Origin of the sequence: Enterobacter sp. BWH52, assembly GCF_001037565.1 — a bacterium.
GTDB classification, from domain to species: Bacteria; Pseudomonadota; Gammaproteobacteria; order Enterobacterales; family Enterobacteriaceae; genus Enterobacter; species Enterobacter hormaechei_C.
Window position 1 is genome coordinate 3,695,746 of sequence record NZ_KQ089854.1, and the last position, 15,482, is coordinate 3,711,227.

The 15,482-nt window shown below is 57.1% G+C and carries 9 protein-coding genes and 2 tRNA genes; 5 read left to right on the top strand and 6 right to left on the bottom strand.

Annotated elements, in window-relative coordinates; translation table 11 throughout:
• The first annotated feature begins 24 nt into the window (after positions 1-24).
• On the top strand, positions 25-1,230 hold the full coding sequence (csdA, locus tag SK47_RS17395) for a cysteine desulfurase CsdA (RefSeq protein WP_048244855.1): 1,206 nt from the start codon (positions 25-27) through the stop codon (positions 1,228-1,230).
• Positions 1,230-1,676: a cysteine desulfurase sulfur acceptor subunit CsdE gene (csdE, locus tag SK47_RS17400; protein WP_003862762.1), complete on the top strand. Its 447-nt coding sequence runs from the start codon at positions 1,230-1,232 to the stop codon at positions 1,674-1,676. Before csdA ends, csdE begins: the two co-directional genes overlap by 1 nt.
• Here the strand turns inward: csdE and tcdA are convergent.
• Together tcdA and mltA are read right to left on the bottom strand one after the other, a co-directional pair.
• Entirely contained in the window at positions 1,667-2,473 is an 807-nt protein-coding gene (tcdA, locus tag SK47_RS17405) for a tRNA cyclic N6-threonylcarbamoyladenosine(37) synthase TcdA (protein ID WP_006811804.1), read from the bottom strand. The genes csdE and tcdA overlap by 10 nt on opposite strands.
• 75 nt (positions 2,474-2,548) lie before the next feature.
• Positions 2,549-3,646 (bottom strand): murein transglycosylase A, encoded by a 1,098-nt coding sequence (gene mltA, locus SK47_RS17410; protein WP_003862765.1) that lies wholly within the window; start codon positions 3,644-3,646, stop codon positions 2,549-2,551.
• Positions 3,647-3,854: 208 nt separating this feature from the next.
• On the opposite strand from mltA, the gene SK47_RS17415 reads away from it, so the two are divergent.
• Positions 3,855-3,931 (top strand) — tRNA-Met (locus tag SK47_RS17415).
• A 171-nt stretch (positions 3,932-4,102) separates the two neighbouring features.
• Positions 4,103-4,179 (top strand) — tRNA-Met (locus SK47_RS17420).
• A gap of 89 nt (positions 4,180-4,268) precedes the next feature.
• On the opposite strand, the gene amiC is transcribed toward SK47_RS17420, so the two are convergent.
• Complete coding sequence (amiC, locus tag SK47_RS17425) at positions 4,269-5,522, bottom strand: N-acetylmuramoyl-L-alanine amidase AmiC (protein ID WP_003862766.1); 1,254 nt, start codon at positions 5,520-5,522, stop codon at positions 4,269-4,271.
• A 227-nt stretch (positions 5,523-5,749) separates the two neighbouring features.
• Between amiC and argA the strand changes: the two genes are divergently transcribed.
• A complete protein-coding gene (gene argA, locus SK47_RS17430; protein WP_003862767.1) occupies positions 5,750-7,081 on the top strand; it encodes an amino-acid N-acetyltransferase in 1,332 nt (443 codons plus the stop codon).
• Between the two features lie 33 nt (positions 7,082-7,114).
• On the opposite strand, the gene recD is transcribed toward argA, so the two are convergent.
• The 3 genes from recD to ptrA are packed head-to-tail and all read right to left on the bottom strand — an operon-like array spanning position 7,115 to position 15,353.
• On the bottom strand, positions 7,115-8,935 hold the full coding sequence (recD, locus tag SK47_RS17435; RefSeq protein WP_023323692.1) for an exodeoxyribonuclease V subunit alpha: 1,821 nt from the start codon (positions 8,933-8,935) through the stop codon (positions 7,115-7,117).
• Positions 8,932-12,474 (bottom strand): exodeoxyribonuclease V subunit beta, encoded by a 3,543-nt coding sequence (gene recB / locus SK47_RS17440; RefSeq protein WP_048244857.1) that lies wholly within the window; start codon positions 12,472-12,474, stop codon positions 8,932-8,934. The genes recD and recB overlap by 4 nt, the downstream gene beginning before the upstream one ends.
• Positions 12,471-15,353: a pitrilysin gene (gene ptrA / locus SK47_RS17445; RefSeq protein ID WP_032610060.1), complete on the bottom strand. Its 2,883-nt coding sequence runs from the start codon at positions 15,351-15,353 to the stop codon at positions 12,471-12,473. The genes recB and ptrA overlap by 4 nt, the downstream gene beginning before the upstream one ends.
• Positions 15,354-15,482: the final 129 nt, after the last annotated feature.

Here is a 15,482-nt window from a genome sequence, read left to right on the forward strand (position 1 = left end):
CGTAGAATCGATATGAGGAATTCCATGAACGCTTTCAGTCCTGCGCAGTTTCGCGCACAGTTTCCCGCGCTGGCCGATGCCGGCATTTATCTTGATAGCGCTGCCACGGCCCTTAAACCGCAGGCGGTGATTGAGGCAACCCGCCAGTTTTACAGCCTGAGCGCCGGGAACGTGCACCGCAGCCAGTATGCCGATGCGCAGCGCTTAACGGCGCAATACGAAGCCGCACGGGATCAGGTCGCGCGCCTGATCAATTCTGACAGCGGTAAGAACATCGTCTGGACGCGGGGCACCACCGAGGCCATTAACATGGTGGCGCAATGTTACGCGCGTCCGCTGTTGCAGCCCGGGGATGAGATCATCGTCAGCGAGGCGGAACACCACGCCAACCTGGTGCCCTGGCTAATGGTGGCCGAACAAACCGGGGCACAGGTTGTAAAGCTCCCGTTGGGTGCGGACTTCCTGCCTGACGTGGCGCGTCTGCCTGAGCTGATTACGCCGCGCAGCCGTATTCTGGCGCTGGGGCAGATGTCCAACGTCACCGGCGGCTGTCCGGATCTGGCGCGTGCCATTGAGATTGCCCATGCCAGCGGCGTGGTGGTGATGGTCGACGGTGCGCAGGGTGTGGTGCATTTTCCGGCTGATGTGCAGGCGCTGGATATCGACTTCTATGCCTTCTCAGGGCACAAATTGTACGGGCCAACCGGTATCGGCGCGCTGTACGGCAAACCTGAACTGCTGGCCCGGATGACGCCGTGGCTCGGCGGCGGCAAGATGATTACCGAAGTCACCTTCGACGGTTTTAAAACGCAGGATGTGCCCTACCGCCTGGAAGCCGGTACACCGAACGTGGCCGGGGTTATTGGCCTGAGCGCGGCGCTCGAATGGCTCACAGAAACGGACGTGGTTCAGGCTGAAAGCTGGAGCCGGGGTCTGGCGACGCTGGCGGAAGAAGAACTGAAAAAACGTCCGGGTTTTCGCTCGTTCCGCGTGCAGGACTCCAGCCTGCTCGCCTTTGATTTCGCGGGCGTGCACCATAGCGACATGGTAACGCTACTTGCCGGATACGGCATTGCCCTGCGTGCCGGACAGCACTGCGCCCAGCCGCTGCTGGCGGCTATTGGCGTGAGCGGTACTCTGCGCGCCTCGTTTGCACCGTACAATACAAAAAGTGACGTCGATGCGCTGGTTTCCGCCGTCGACCGCGCCCTGGAATTACTGGTGGATTAATGACAAGTTCAGCTTTAGCCGGACACCCGTTCGGCACCGTTATTACTGAAGAGACGTTAAAACAGACCTTTGTCCCGCTCACGCAGTGGGAAGATAAATATCGTCAGCTGATCCTGCTGGGCAAACAGTTGCCTGCACTGTCAGACGAGCTGAAATTACAGGCGAAGGAGATCGCAGGCTGCGAGAACCGCGTCTGGCTTGGGTTTAGCGTATCCGGTGAGAAACTGCATTTCTTCGGCGACAGCGAGGGACGCATTGTTCGCGGTCTGCTGGCGGTGCTGTTGACCGCAATCGAAGGGAAAAGCGCCGCAGAGCTGCTGGCGCATTCTCCGCTGGCGCTGTTTGATGAGCTGGGGCTTCGCGCGCAGCTTAGCGCCTCGCGCGGTCAGGGACTGATTGCGCTAAACGACGCGGTGCTGGATGCCGCCCGTCAGGCTCAGGCCTGACGTTCCGCCTTCGCCATCATCTTCTTCAGGGCGTGAGAGACCGCCACAAAGCCGAAGGAGGCGGTCACCATGGTGGCCGCTCCAAACCCAGAGGCACAATCCATCCGCTTTGGCCCTTCCGCCGTGCTTTTCATCGCACAAACTGAACCATCCGCCTGCGGGTAGACCAGCGCTTCGGTGGAGAACACGCAGTCGACGCCCAGCTTGCCCTTGCTGTTCTTCACCACATTGAAGTCGCTCTTCAGGCGTTCACGCAGCTTGGCAGCCAGCGGATCCTGAATGGTTTTCGCCAGATCCGCCACCTGGATCTGCGTCGGATCGATTTGCCCGCCCGCGCCGCCGGTCGTGACCAGCGGCACCTTGTAACGACGACAGTAAGCGATCAGCGCCGCTTTTGGCCGCACGCTGTCGATGGCGTCAATCACATAGCTGTAGCCTTTGCTCATGTACTCCGCGACGTTATCTGCCGTCACAAAGTCGTCGATCACCGTCACCCGGCACTCCGGGTTGATGAGACGAATACGCTCCGCCATCACCTCGGACTTCGCCAGACCGACGTTATCACGCAGGGCGTGGATCTGACGGTTAGTGTTAGTCACGCAGACATCATCCATATCAATCAACGTAATTGCGCCAATGCCGGTTCTCGCCAGCGCTTCTGCCGCCCACGAACCCACGCCACCAATGCCCACCACGCAGACATGCGCATCCGCGAACAGTTGCAGGGCTTTTTCACCATATAACCGTGCCGTGCCGCCGAAACGCTGGCGCCAGGCATCGCTGATTACCACAGACATAAAACCTCAGATGTAAAAAGGGTGAGGTATTCCTCACCCTGAACCGTAATCCGTCTTGCGCTCAGAATACCACAATCAGCCGCTGAATACGTTTCCGGTACCCGGCGCTGTCTTCAGCACCCACACGCGTCCGTAGTGGTTATACCAGCCTGCACGATGGCCGGCATCCGGGCCGATGCCCTGATAAATGTCGAAGTGCTGGCCTTTAATCGCCCCACCCACGTCCAGCGCCACCATCAGGCGTAATTCATACTTGCCGTTGAATTTGCCGTTGTTGTCGAGGAGTGGAACTTCCGCCAGCAGAGTGGTACCCGCCGGAATAATCGAACGATCCGATGCCACAGAAGCGCGGCCAATCAGCGGGACGGCGCTCGCCCCTTTCACCGGCGCAAAGTTCTGCGGTTTGAAGAAGACAAACGATGGGTTCTGCTCAAGCAGCTCACGCACTTCCGCTTCGCTGTGCTTTTCGCCCCACTCGCGGATAGCCTGCATCGACATATCTTCTCGTTTCACTTCGCCACGGTCGATCAGCACCTTACCGATGCTGCGATAGGCATGGCCATTTTTACCGGCATAGCTAAAGAAGTTCAGCGGCGAGCCGTCGCCAAAATCAATATAGCCACTGCCCTGCACGTCCATAATGAAGTTGTCCATCAGCGAGTTGCTGTAGGCCAGAACATAATTTTCGCTCAGCGCGCCGGCGTAGATCTCGGCGCGGGACGGTAGACGACCGCGTTTCGGCGGCATACGGTAAATGGGATACTGGAACTCGCCCTGGCGCGTGTGTCGCGCCTGGACAACCGGGGTGTAGTAACCGGTAAACTGGACGTTACCGTAGTTATCCGCCCCCTCCATCTGCCAGGCATCGATACCAAACTGGCGCATATTGCGGGTATCACCGCCTGCACGCAGCCAGTCCTGCACGGCACTATAAACGTTGTTCTGTGCGCCATACAGGCGCGGCGACGCTTTGCGGATCTGGTACACCTGCTCGGAGAAATCCCCGGCATTGATTGGAGCACCCACGGCATCGGGCTGGTTAACTAAAGAGAAAGGCTGGGATAACTTCCCGTCTTTATACTGTTGACCGCGATCGGTCGGTTTGGAAGAGCAGGCCGCAAGAATCGCCACCATTGCGCCTGTCATCAGATACTTCGCCCAACGTCCTTTCATTATATCTCGTCTTTTAGTTGCCCAATTCCGCGAGATGAAGATAACAAACCCACCGTGTTAATGAAATGCAATCGCCTTCCCTTTGGCAAATTCTGCACAAAAAATAGTCCAAAGTGGCTTTTGCCGTTCATTTTGCATACAAAATAATGAATTATGTGAAAAAGGGGTTGCATCACAAACCTATCCGAGTATAGTGCGCTTCCACGGACGCGGGGTGGAGCAGCCTGGTAGCTCGTCGGGCTCATAACCCGAAGGTCGTCGGTTCAAATCCGGCCCCCGCAACCAATTAAAATTTGATGAAGTATCTTCTACGACTGTAGAAGTTTTTGCGAAGTAGTTCGAATCACAGCGAGGCGACGACGCAGTGAATCCTTAGGAGCTTACTCCAGTAAGTGACTGAGGTGAACGAGGAAAGTCAACGCAGATGTGGTTTGAAATACGAAGCAAAAAGACGGACGCGGGGTGGAGCAGCCTGGTAGCTCGTCGGGCTCATAACCCGAAGGTCGTCGGTTCAAATCCGGCCCCCGCAACCAACACTTCTTAAAACAATAAACACCCTGAAGGGTGTTTTTTTGTATCTGGCGTTTGTGAAAATGCCGGGCATGATACCCGGCTTAATGCCCTACCCCCGCCGCGCCAGCGTTTCCCCGTCTGAGAAGTAGGCCCGGATCCCCGCCAGAATCGACTCCGCCACTTCCTGCTGGAATTTAGCCGTCTTGAGCTTACGTTCCTCTTCCACGTTACTGATAAACGCGGTTTCGACCAGAATGGAAGGAATATCCGGCGCTTTCAGTACCGCAAATCCGGCCTGCTCGACGCTGTTTTTGTGCAGCTTGTTGACCCGGCCCAGTTTGCCCAGCACCGCTTTACCAAACTTCAGGCTGTCGGTAATAGTCAGCGACTGCACCATATCAAACATCGTATGGTCGACGTAACGGTCGCCACTTTTGCTCACACCACCGATTAAATCCGAGGCGTTCTGCGTGTCCGCCAGGTATCTCGCCGCGGTGCTGGTCGCCCCTTTTGTTGACAGGGCAAACACTGAGGATCCGCTCGGCTGGCGGCTGGTGAAGGCATCCGCATGAATAGAGACAAACAGATCCGCGCGCTGCTTTTGCGCTTTTGCCACGCGGACCTTCAGCGGAATAAAGACATCTTCGTTGCGCGTCATATAGGCGCGCATATTGCCCTCTTTGTCGATCAACGCCTTCAGACGACGGGCAATTTGCAGCACCACATCTTTTTCGCGGGTGCGATATTTCCCGACGGCGCCGGAATCTTCTCCGCCGTGGCCAGGATCGAGCATGATCACAATCGGGCGATCGCGCCCCGCCTTGCCAGGCTTTGGACCACTTTGCGCTGGCGGAACCTGGCTGTCGAGATCGCCTTTGTTGTAATCCTCAAGTAATGCCAGGAGCGGATCCTGAATATCCGTCGCATTCGCCGGATAGAGATCCATCACCAGACGCTCCTTAAAGGCGGCAACAGGCGCAAGGGCAAAGAGCTGCGGTTTCACGTTCTGCTTCAGCTCAAACACCATGCGCACGGTTTGCGGATCGAACTGCCCGACGCGCGCCGATTTGATAAACGGATCGTCGCCACGGATTTGTGCTGCCATGCCTTTAAGCACGGAGTTGAGGTTCACACCTTCGAGATCAACCACCACACGTTCAGGATTGCTGAGGGCAAATTGCTTGTATTTCAGCACGCGATTGGACTCGACCGTCACGCGCGTATAGGTCGACGACGGCCAGACGCGCACCGCGACTACCTGGCTTGTGGCGGCAAGACCCACCTGGCTGACGCTAAGCAACCACATCGCCCCGGCCCCTTTTAACAGGCGGCGGCGGCTTATTGCTGAATTGGATCCCGACATGCTTCTCCCGAGCAAGAAATCTGATTGATGAACAAAACGCCCAAATTGACCGAAAACTTTAACGAATGACGCATAAACTGTCATCTATAAAAGGGTAAACAATCATACGTTAACGCACGGATTACTTATTATTTTCTGTGGGTCGCAGAAAATTTAGGCTTGCACACGCGGCCACGATCGAATAAAAATACATAAATTACGAATAAACATTCACTAAGGGTTGTGTCATGGTTAAGGAACGCAGAACCGAACTGGTCCAGGGATTCCGCCATTCTGTTCCCTATATCAACACCCATCGGGGAAAAACGTTTGTCATCATGCTTGGCGGCGAAGCCATTGAGCATGAAAACTTTTCCAGCATCGTCAATGATATCGGCCTGCTGCACAGCCTCGGCATCCGTCTGGTGGTGGTGTATGGCGCACGTCCGCAAATCGAAGCCAACCTGGCCGCCCATCACCATGAGCCGATCTACCACAAACACACGCGCGTGACGGATGCGAAAACCCTCGAACTGGTCAAACAGGCGGCGGGTCTGTTGCAGCTCGATATCACCGCCCGCCTGTCGATGAGCCTGAATAATACGCCGTTGCAGGGCGCGCACATTAACGTGGTGAGCGGCAACTTTATCATTGCTCAGCCGCTCGGCGTGGACGATGGCGTGGATTACTGCCACAGCGGCCGCATCCGCCGTATTGATGAAGACGCCATTCACCGCCAGTTAGACAATGGCGCGATCGTCCTGATGGGGCCCGTTGCCGTCTCCGTAACGGGTGAAAGTTTTAATCTGACCTCAGAAGAGATTGCCACCCAGCTGGCCATCAAGCTGAAAGCGGAAAAAATGATCGGCTTTTGCTCCTCGCAGGGTGTCGTGAACGATGAGGGCGTAATTGTGCCAGAACTTTTTCCGAATGAAGCCCAGGCGCGCGTGGAAGCGCTGGAAGCAGAAGGCGATTACTATTCCGGTACCGTGCGTTTTCTGCGCGGCGCCGTTAAAGCGTGCCGCAGCGGGGTGCGCCGCAGCCACCTGATCAGCTATCAGGAAGACGGTGCGCTGTTGCAGGAACTGTTCTCCCGGGACGGGATCGGTACGCAGATCGTCATGGAGAGCGCCGAGCAGATCCGCCGTGCCACCATCAACGATATCGGCGGCATTCTGGAGCTGATCCGTCCGCTGGAACAACAGGGCATTCTGGTTCGCCGCTCCCGGGAGCAGCTGGAGATGGAGATCGACAAGTTCACCATCATTCAGCGCGATAACCTGACCATTGCCTGTGCGGCGCTTTATCCGTTCCCGGAAGAGCAGATTGGCGAAATGGCGTGCGTTGCCGTGCACCCGGATTACCGTAGCTCCTCGCGGGGGGAACTGCTGCTTGAACGCGTGGCGGCACAGGCGCGCCAGATGGGTCTGAGCAAGCTGTTCGTGCTCACCACGCGCAGCATTCACTGGTTCCAGGAGCGCGGCTTCACGCCGGTGGATATTGATTCCCTGCCGGAAAGTAAGAAAGAGATGTACAACTACCAGCGCCGCTCGAAGGTGTTAATGGCGGACCTGGGATAACAGTCACCCTCTCCTGTTGGAGAGGGCGTTCACTCAGACAGATTCAAATATCGCGCTTAATCCGCTTCTGCGCTCGGTACGGGTGGCAATAGCCTGGCTCAACACGCGCTCATCCGCATATAGCGACAGGCGCTGGCGCGCACGGGTAATGGCTGTGTAGACCAGTTCGCGGGTCACTACCGGCGACAGCTGTGTCGGCAGGATCAGCGCCGCATGGTTGAACTCGGAGCCCTGAGATTTATGTACCGTCATCGCCCATGCCGTTTCATGCTCTGGCAGGCGGCTGGGCTGGACGGACTTCACGCTACCGTCCGGTAGCTGGAACCAGACGCGCAGACCGTTACCGCGATCGAGCGCAATGCCGATATCCCCGTTGAACAGCCCCAGCGCACTATCGTTGCGGGAGATCATCACTGGCCGGCCTTCATACCATCGCGAATGCAGCTGACGGTTAATTTTGCGTTTCTGCACCAGCAACTGCTCCAGCCTGTCGTTCAGGCCCGTGACGCCAAACGGCCCTTCCCGCAATGCGCACAGAAGCTGGTATTCGCCAAATGCGGCGATGACCTGTCCGGGCTGACTGCGCTGCTGCACGCAGCTCAGAAAATGCTGGTATCCCTGGAGAGCCTCCTCAAGCATAGCCTGATACTCTTCCCCGCTTTGCAGCGATTTCTTTTCAATGTCAGTGAAGGTACCGTCAAACACCGTGCGCGTGGCGTGCCTGTCGCCACGGTTGACCGCCGCAGCCAGCTGGCCGATGCCGGAGTCGCTACCGAAACGGTAGCTTTTTTGCAGCAGGCACAGGCTGTCACGCAGTGCGCCCGCGATCGGCGTGTGATCGGGTTCAAGCGAGCAGCCGGTCAGACGGGCGAGCTCCTGCGCCCGCGCGGCGGTATAACCGTAACTGGCGTAGGTACAGATATCTCCCAGCACCGCCCCGGCTTCTACAGAGGCGAGCTGGTCGCGATCGCCCAGGAAAACCACCCGCGCATGGGGTGGCAGAGCATCAATCAGGCGCGACATCATGGTCAGGTCGATCATGGAGGCTTCATCCACCACCAGCACGTCCAGATGCAGCGGATTACCCGCATGGTAGCGCAGCCGCTGGCTACCCGGCTGCGCGCCGAGCAGACGGTGCAGAGTACTTGCTTCACCCGGGAAAAGCGCAAGCTGCTCCTGAGTGAGCGGCAGCTGTTGCATCGCGCCGCCCAGTGATTCGGTCAGACGCGCCGCAGCCTTCCCGGTGGGCGCCGCCAGACGAATACGGCATCGCTGCTCTCCTGAAAGCTGTATCAGGGCTGCCAGCAGCTTTGCGACGGTCGTTGTTTTCCCCGTTCCCGGGCCGCCGGATATCACCGAGATCCGCCGCGTCAGGGCGACGGCCGCCGCCACTTTCTGCCAGTCTGTGTCCTCACCGGAGTCAAACAGCCTGTCCAGCGTCTGGCGAAGCTGTGCTTCGTCGCAGGGAAGCGGCGCATTGGTCTCACTAAAGAAACGCGCTACCGTCAGTTCATTTCGCCACAGGCGGTTCAGGTATAAGCGCTCCCCCGTCAGGATCAGCGGTGCCTGGTTGTCTCCCGGCCCAACGGCTGACGATTCCCGCAAGATTTTCTGCCAGTCCACCTTATCTCCCAGCAGCGCAAAGCAGGACTGGAGGACAGGCGGCATTTTCTCGTCAACCACCAGACGCGAGAGCGGCAGACACACATGCCCCTCTCCGGCATCTTTACTCAACAGGGCAGCGGCAAGCATCACGGCGGGCTGGTCAGCGGCAATCATCATGGCAAACTGCACGTCCAGCTGACGCAGCACGCGTTGCTCTACCGCATCCAGCAATAAGTCCTGCATCGTCATGCCATCTCCTCCGTGTTTGCTGCAAACAGGTTATCCATTTTATTAATCAATTCCGCATCCGGACGAGTGCTGAAGATCCCGGAGCGCGGATCGGCAGCATCAACCCCGCGCAGGAACAGGTAGATGACACCGCCAAAATGATCGTCGTAGCGGTAATCCGCAATACGGTGGCGCAAATAGCGGTGCAGCGCCAGGGTATAGAGCTGATATTGCAGATCGTAGCGATGCATTTGCATGGCGGCCGCCATCGCCTGCTGGGTATAGGCTTCGCTGTTCTCGCCCAGCCAGTTTGATTTGTAATCCAGCAGGTAGTACCGTCCTTCGTGACGGAAGACCAGGTCGATAAACCCTTTCAGCATGCCCTGCACCTGACGGAAGTTCAGCGGCGGGCAACCGGCTGACAGCGGATCGTACTGACGGATAAGCGCATCGAGCGCGTCGGCCTTAAGCGGGCCTGCGACGGGCAGATAAAACTCCATCTCAACCTGCTTATTTTTGGCCGTTAACTGGCGAAGAGAGAAGCCCTGCGCCGTCAGCGGCGCTTGCAAAATGGCGTTGATCCAGTCAGTGAGAACGGGCTGCCAGTGCGCGTCATAGCCTCCGCTCTGCAACATCTTCAGCACCCACTCCTCACTGACAGGCTGGGTGAAATCAAGCTCTTCAAAAAGGCTGTGCAAAAAGGTGCCCGGCGACGCGCCGCGTGGGAACTGATGCGGAGTTAACGTCGGTTCAACCGGAACATCGCCTACCCCTGCGGCATCCACGTCCAGCTTCGGCATGAGATCCTGCGCAATACTTTGCCCGTGCTGTTGCAGGCCAGAGTAGCTGGTGACGCGCCAGTCGTCGGCAAGCACCCGTGTGATCTGGCGCGCGTTAAGATCGGTCGCGGGCTCTTGCGCCATTTCCCAGCGGCTGTTGTCTGGCAGGGAGGGGATATGCAGGGCGATATCGTCACCGCAAAGCGACTCAATACAGAGGCGCAACCCCGCCGCATCTTTCGGCTCACCACGCTGAATAAGCCGCCCTAAGGCGCTTAAATGGAAATCGCTCTCCCCTGTTTTCTCCCCGCGACGGCGGAAAATCGGCGCGACGCCCAGGCTGCAATGCCAGACAGAACGGGTCAGCGCCACGTAAAGCAGGCGCAAATCCTCCGCCAGACGCTCCGCTTCCGCCAGCTCAACGCTGGTTTCCGCCTTGCTGAGATCGAGCACCGCATCGAAAGTCTCGCGGTCATGATAATAGGCCTGATCCTGAACGCGGTAGTTCGCGATAAAGGGCAGCCAGACCAGCGGATACTCGAGACCTTTCGATTTGTGAATGGTGACGATTTGCACCAGATGCTTATCGCTCTCAAGACGCATCTGCTGGCTTGAGGCGTTACTGTTTGGATCCGCGATTTGCTGCGCCAGCCAGCGCACGAGGGCATGTTCACTTTCAAGCTGGGTGCCGGCTTCCTGCAACAGTTCGCTAATGTGTAAAATATCGGTAAGACGCCTTTCACCGCCGGATGACGCCAGCATATTTTCGGCAATCTGACGCCGCGTCATCAATTCGCGCAGCATCGCCATGACGCCGCGTTTTTGCCAGCGTTCACGGTAATGGACAAACTCTTCAACCACCGCATCCCATGCGTTTTCGTCATGGTTGAGCTCATCAATATCGCGCGCGTTCAACCCCAGCATAGAGCTGGCCAGCGCGCTTCGAAGCGTATTTTCGCGCTCCGGCGCCAGTACCGCCTGAAGCAGCCAGAGCATTTCCTGGGCTTCCAGCGTGTCGAACACGCTGTCACGGTTAGAGAGATACACTGACGGAATATCCAGCAATGTTAGCGCATCGCGGATTAACGCCGCTTCCTGACGACTGCGCACCAGCACGGTAATATCAGAGGCTTTAACAGGATTTGCCTGTTCCCCCTTCCACAGCAGCGCCTCGCCGCGGTTGCCTGCGCTCAGCCAGTCACGGATTTGCGCGGCGCAGTGCTGGGCCATCGCCGCCTGATAATCAGCAACGCCATAGCCTTCCCCTTCAAGCAGCCAGAAGGTCATGGCGGGCTGCTCCGCGCCACTGACTTCGAAGCGCAGGGATGCGTTTTTTGGGGCGGATTTCACCGGCAGAAAAGGGATTTCCTTGAACATGAACGCCGTCTCCATACGGCTGAACAGCGCATTGACGCTCTCAACCATCCCCGGAGCGGAACGCCAGTTGGTGTCTAACGTGTAATGCGCGACAACTTCACTACGGGCTTTCATATAGGTGAAGATATCTGCCCCACGGAAGGCGTAAATCGCCTGTTTAGGGTCGCCAATCAACAACAGGGCAGTGTCGGGCTGCTGTCGCCAGATGCGGCGAAAAATGCGGTACTGCTGGGGGTCGGTGTCCTGAAATTCGTCAATCATCGCCACCGGAAAACGGGTACGGATCGCGCTGGCGAGCGCTTCACCATTCTCGCTGGACAGGGCTTCGTCCAGGCGGCTCAGCATGTCATCAAACCCCAGCTCGCCCCGGCGACGTTTTTCGCGCGCGACGGCCTGGCGGATCTCCGTCATGGCGCGGGTGATCATCAGGTCATTGAGCGTTAATGGCTCCGCAAGCAGCGCTTCAATCGCCACAAACAGGGGATGCTCAGGCACAATGCCGTCGGCTTTGGTTCGCTCGGTCAAAAAGCGCTGCGAAAATTTTTCCAGTGCGTCCGGAAGCTGGTAGCCCCGCGTCTCCTCCTGGGCCCAGGCGCTGATCTTTTCGATCCACTTCCCCTGGTTCCCACGGTTGAACTTGCGTCTGTCGATGCCTGAGTTTTCGATGATTGCATCAATTTCACCGACCGACTCATTCCACTTCTGCTTAAGCGCGGCAATTTTGGCGACGATATTTTCATGGCGCGAGGCCAGCGTTTCATCGGCAGGCGGAGGAGATTTAATGACCGGCGCCTCGCCTTGCAGGTAACGGTCGATGGCGCGAAGAAGCTCTTCCGGACCTTTCCACAGGGCGTGAACCGCTTCGGCAATGTCGCGCTGCAACGGATAACAGTGTCGACGCCAGAAATCCGCACAGGCCTGATAGCGAAGCTCGGATTCATCTTCAATAAGCTGCTGCTCAAAGAGCATGCCGGATTCAAACGCATTCAGGCTCAGCATGCGCTGACAAAAACCGTGAATGGTGAAGACGGACGCTTCATCCATTTGCCGTTCGGCCAGCAGCAGCCATTGCGCGGCCTGTTGCTTATCCGCAATCTCGTCCAGCAGGCTCGCGTAGAGGGGGTTATCCGTCGTCTGACGCAGACAGGCAATGCGCAGCTCATGAATGTTGCTGCGAATACGGCCACGCAGCTCGGCAGTGGCCGCTTCGGTGAAGGTTACCACCAGCAGCTCTTCCACGCTTAACGGGCGCGAAAAAGCGGCGTTGCCGCCGAGCCCCAACAGCAGACGCAGATAGAGCGCGGCGATGGTATAGGTTTTTCCCGTTCCCGCTGAGGCTTCAATCAGTCGCTCACCCTGTAGAGGTAAACTTAGGGGATCAAGCGGCTCAGCGGTATGGGTCATTCTTTCTTACTCCAGGGCATTGTTTGTTGCAGCGCGCTGACGCTCTTCCAGACGGTCCACTCTTTTGATTTTACGTAGTCCGTTTTCCCGTTCTGGCTGCCAGAAACCTGAGACAGGATGGCCATACCCTGCGGTTTTACTACCGCCTGATGGAAGAAATCGGCAACCTTTTGTGGCGTCAGCTGTTTTATTTCGGCCACTATTTTATCACGCGAATCAAATTTCATATTACCGCGATCAAAATCTTTGCTCAGCTGCGAGGCCTCTTCACCCAGCGTCTGCGGCGGTTGCATCACCTGGGCGATAACCGCCTGCTGGATTTGGGCAAACTCTTCCGGCTTCATGGCGCGCAGTTTTGCTTCCGCCTGCGGGAAGAACGCCTGATAACGCTGCCACAGGTAAGCGGGTTGCTTGTCACTGCTTTGCAGAAGGAAGCCCAGCCCCCACTGACGGCCCACATTCATGGAGAAAGCGAACACCGCATAGCCCAGCTGCTCTTCGGTGCGCAGCTGGTTGTAAAACCACGGCTGAATAATTTGACCAAGCACAGCACTCTGGGCAGAGCTGGTAAATTCGTCATAACCGACAGGGACAAACACCGCGGCCAGCGCGGAATCCGTGCTGCTTCCCGCTTTTTCGAAGATCACGTTCTGCTTTTTCTCTACCAGCACATCCTGGTTACGGCACCACTCATCGCCTTTTGAACCCAGTTGCGCACGGACGTTTTGCGCCAGCGTTTTAGCCTGATCTTCGCTCATATTCCCTACAACCAGGAACTCCGGACGGGTATTGGTTTTCAGCGCATCACGGTAAGCCAGCACCTCTTTTAAGGTGACTGAGGGCAATATCGCGCGGCGATCTTCGCGCTGGAAGTACGGAATTTGCGACAGCATCTGTGCTGGCATAATCGCCTGATCGTAGGCTTTACCCTTCTCGGCAGAATCCATCATCTGGGCATACCAGGACTTAGCCTGCTCGAGCTGTTCTTCCGTAGGCGTATAGCTGAAATAACCGTCCAGCAGCGCCTGGAACAGCTGCGGCAAACGCTGGGTATAGCCGTTGGCATTCACCATCAGGCCGTTATTGGCGTTGGTGGAGAAACTGATACCACCAACGGCAGCCTGGTTGCTGAGCTGATCGAGGGCAATACCGGCCAGATAATCATTAAGCGCAAACAGCACCTGGTTTCTGGCGCTGTCCATTGCTTTGGGGTTACGCAGCACCACGCTGACATCCGCTTTTGGCTCGTCGGCGAAATAGCGGCTTGGGGTGTAGACCACGCGCAGCGTCGGCTCATCAACAATCAGCTCCGGGTGCGGATACGCCTTTGCGGGTTTGATCAGCGAGAAATCGTCCGGGATGTAGGGGTTAAGCTCCGGTAACTTCAGCGCAATTTCCCCCGCCTTTTTCTGCCAGCCCGCGAAGGTCTGTTCGCTGATTTTTTCAACCTGATACGGGGCATCAACGAAGTAGGCCATTTTGTTATGCGGTTCGTTCGGGCTGATATACCAGACGCGGGCATTCTGCGGAGTCATCATCGCCAGACGCGCTTTGAGCGCTCCGGCGTCAAACTGGTCGGCAATATTTACCGCATCCAGCGTATGTTCCACCGGCACGCGGATCATGGTATCTGCCAGCCACTCAACGTAGTCCATATCACGCGTGATAGAGGGATAGCGGAAATCGAGATCCAGCACATGCGCCAGCTCGTCAAAGTAGCGTTTATCGACGCCTTTGTCGCGCAGCAGAGAGAGATAACTGAAAATGGCCGCAACGACGTCGTTCCGGTGAGCCAGCCCTTTATCGGTCAGCGTCGCGGAGATGGCCAGCACGCCGCTATTCCCATTTACAACGGGATCGGAGTCAGCGCGAATACCTTCCACCAGCCCCTGCTTTTGCAGCCAGTCGGAGAGCGTACCCGGGCTGCGGTTGCCGATAAGATAAGTCACCAGCTCGTCGGTTTTGCTGCGGAACTGCGCCGTGTTGTTATCAATACGGAATTCAACGCGTAACACCTTGCGCGGCAAGGCCGGCACATAGTGAATAACAATGCCTTTTTGCGCGTCCGTGACAACCGGCACGTTAATCTGCGGCAGATCGATATTTTTATTTGGCACCCTGCCGTAGGTCTGCGCGGCCATGTTTGCCAGCGTCGGCAACGGTTTATTGCTGTAGATAACCGCTTTCATCAGATTGGCGGAATAGTATTTTTCACGAAACGCATGCAGCGCATCGAGCACCGGGCTACCTGGCTTGTCGCTCAGCGTTTCAAGGTTGCCGCCTGAGAAGCGCGAACCCGGGTGCGCCGGATTGATGGTTTCAGCACTAACCTGCGCCATGCGCATACCGTCTCGCGTGCGCGCCATCGTCAGTTCGGCGTTCACGGCATTACGTTCACGGTCAGCGTATTTTTTATCCAGCAGCGGTGCGGCGATGGCATCCGCCAGACGGTCCACCGCCCCATCAAGCGCATCATTTTCCACTTCCAGGTAAAACGCGGTGCGATACGGCGCGGTACTGGCGTTGTGGCTGCCGCCATGCATTTTCAGAAATTCGGACAGGCTGTCAGGCTGTGGGTATTTTTTAGAGCCCATCAGCGTCATGTGCTCAAGGTAGTGCGCCAGTCCCGGATGGGCGTCAGGATCTTCCAGCGAACCCACCGGCACAACCAGCGCGGAGAGCGATTTCACCGCCTGAGGATCGGAAACCAGCAGTACGGTCATCCCGTTATCAAGACGAATCGCCTGATACTGACGGGTGTCCTTATCGCTCTTACGGATTGTTTCCTTGACAGGTTGCCAACCGGAATCGGCCTGTGTGACGGGAGCCCAAAGGGCGATAAACAAAACAAACGCTTTGAACAAGGTGCTGCCTGGCATTACGACCTCTTTATCACGGCTACATCATTAACAACGTGCGTGCTGGACACGCCAGCATCTCTTTCTTTGGGTACATCAGTCCGTGATAAGAGGTGCATCATAAATGAACACCTCATACTGCGCAATTTT

What these genes read in the sequence shown, in the direction of transcription:
- csdA (WP_048244855.1), top strand. Translation starts at nt 25, where the DNA reads ATGAACGCTTTCAGTCCTGCGCAGTTTCGCGCACAGTTTCCCGCGCTG.
- csdE (WP_003862762.1), top strand. Translation starts at nt 1,230, where the DNA reads ATGACAAGTTCAGCTTTAGCCGGACACCCGTTCGGCACCGTTATTACT.
- tcdA (WP_006811804.1), bottom strand. Translation starts at nt 2,473, where the DNA reads ATGTCTGTGGTAATCAGCGATGCCTGGCGCCAGCGTTTCGGCGGCACG.
- mltA (WP_003862765.1), bottom strand. Translation starts at nt 3,646, where the DNA reads ATGAAAGGACGTTGGGCGAAGTATCTGATGACAGGCGCAATGGTGGCG.
- amiC (WP_003862766.1), bottom strand. Translation starts at nt 5,522, where the DNA reads ATGTCGGGATCCAATTCAGCAATAAGCCGCCGCCGCCTGTTAAAAGGG.
- argA (WP_003862767.1), top strand. Translation starts at nt 5,750, where the DNA reads ATGGTTAAGGAACGCAGAACCGAACTGGTCCAGGGATTCCGCCATTCT.
- recD (WP_023323692.1), bottom strand. Translation starts at nt 8,935, where the DNA reads ATGACGATGCAGGACTTATTGCTGGATGCGGTAGAGCAACGCGTGCTG.
- recB (WP_048244857.1), bottom strand. Translation starts at nt 12,474, where the DNA reads ATGACCCATACCGCTGAGCCGCTTGATCCCCTAAGTTTACCTCTACAG.
- ptrA (WP_032610060.1), bottom strand. Translation starts at nt 15,353, where the DNA reads ATGCCAGGCAGCACCTTGTTCAAAGCGTTTGTTTTGTTTATCGCCCTT.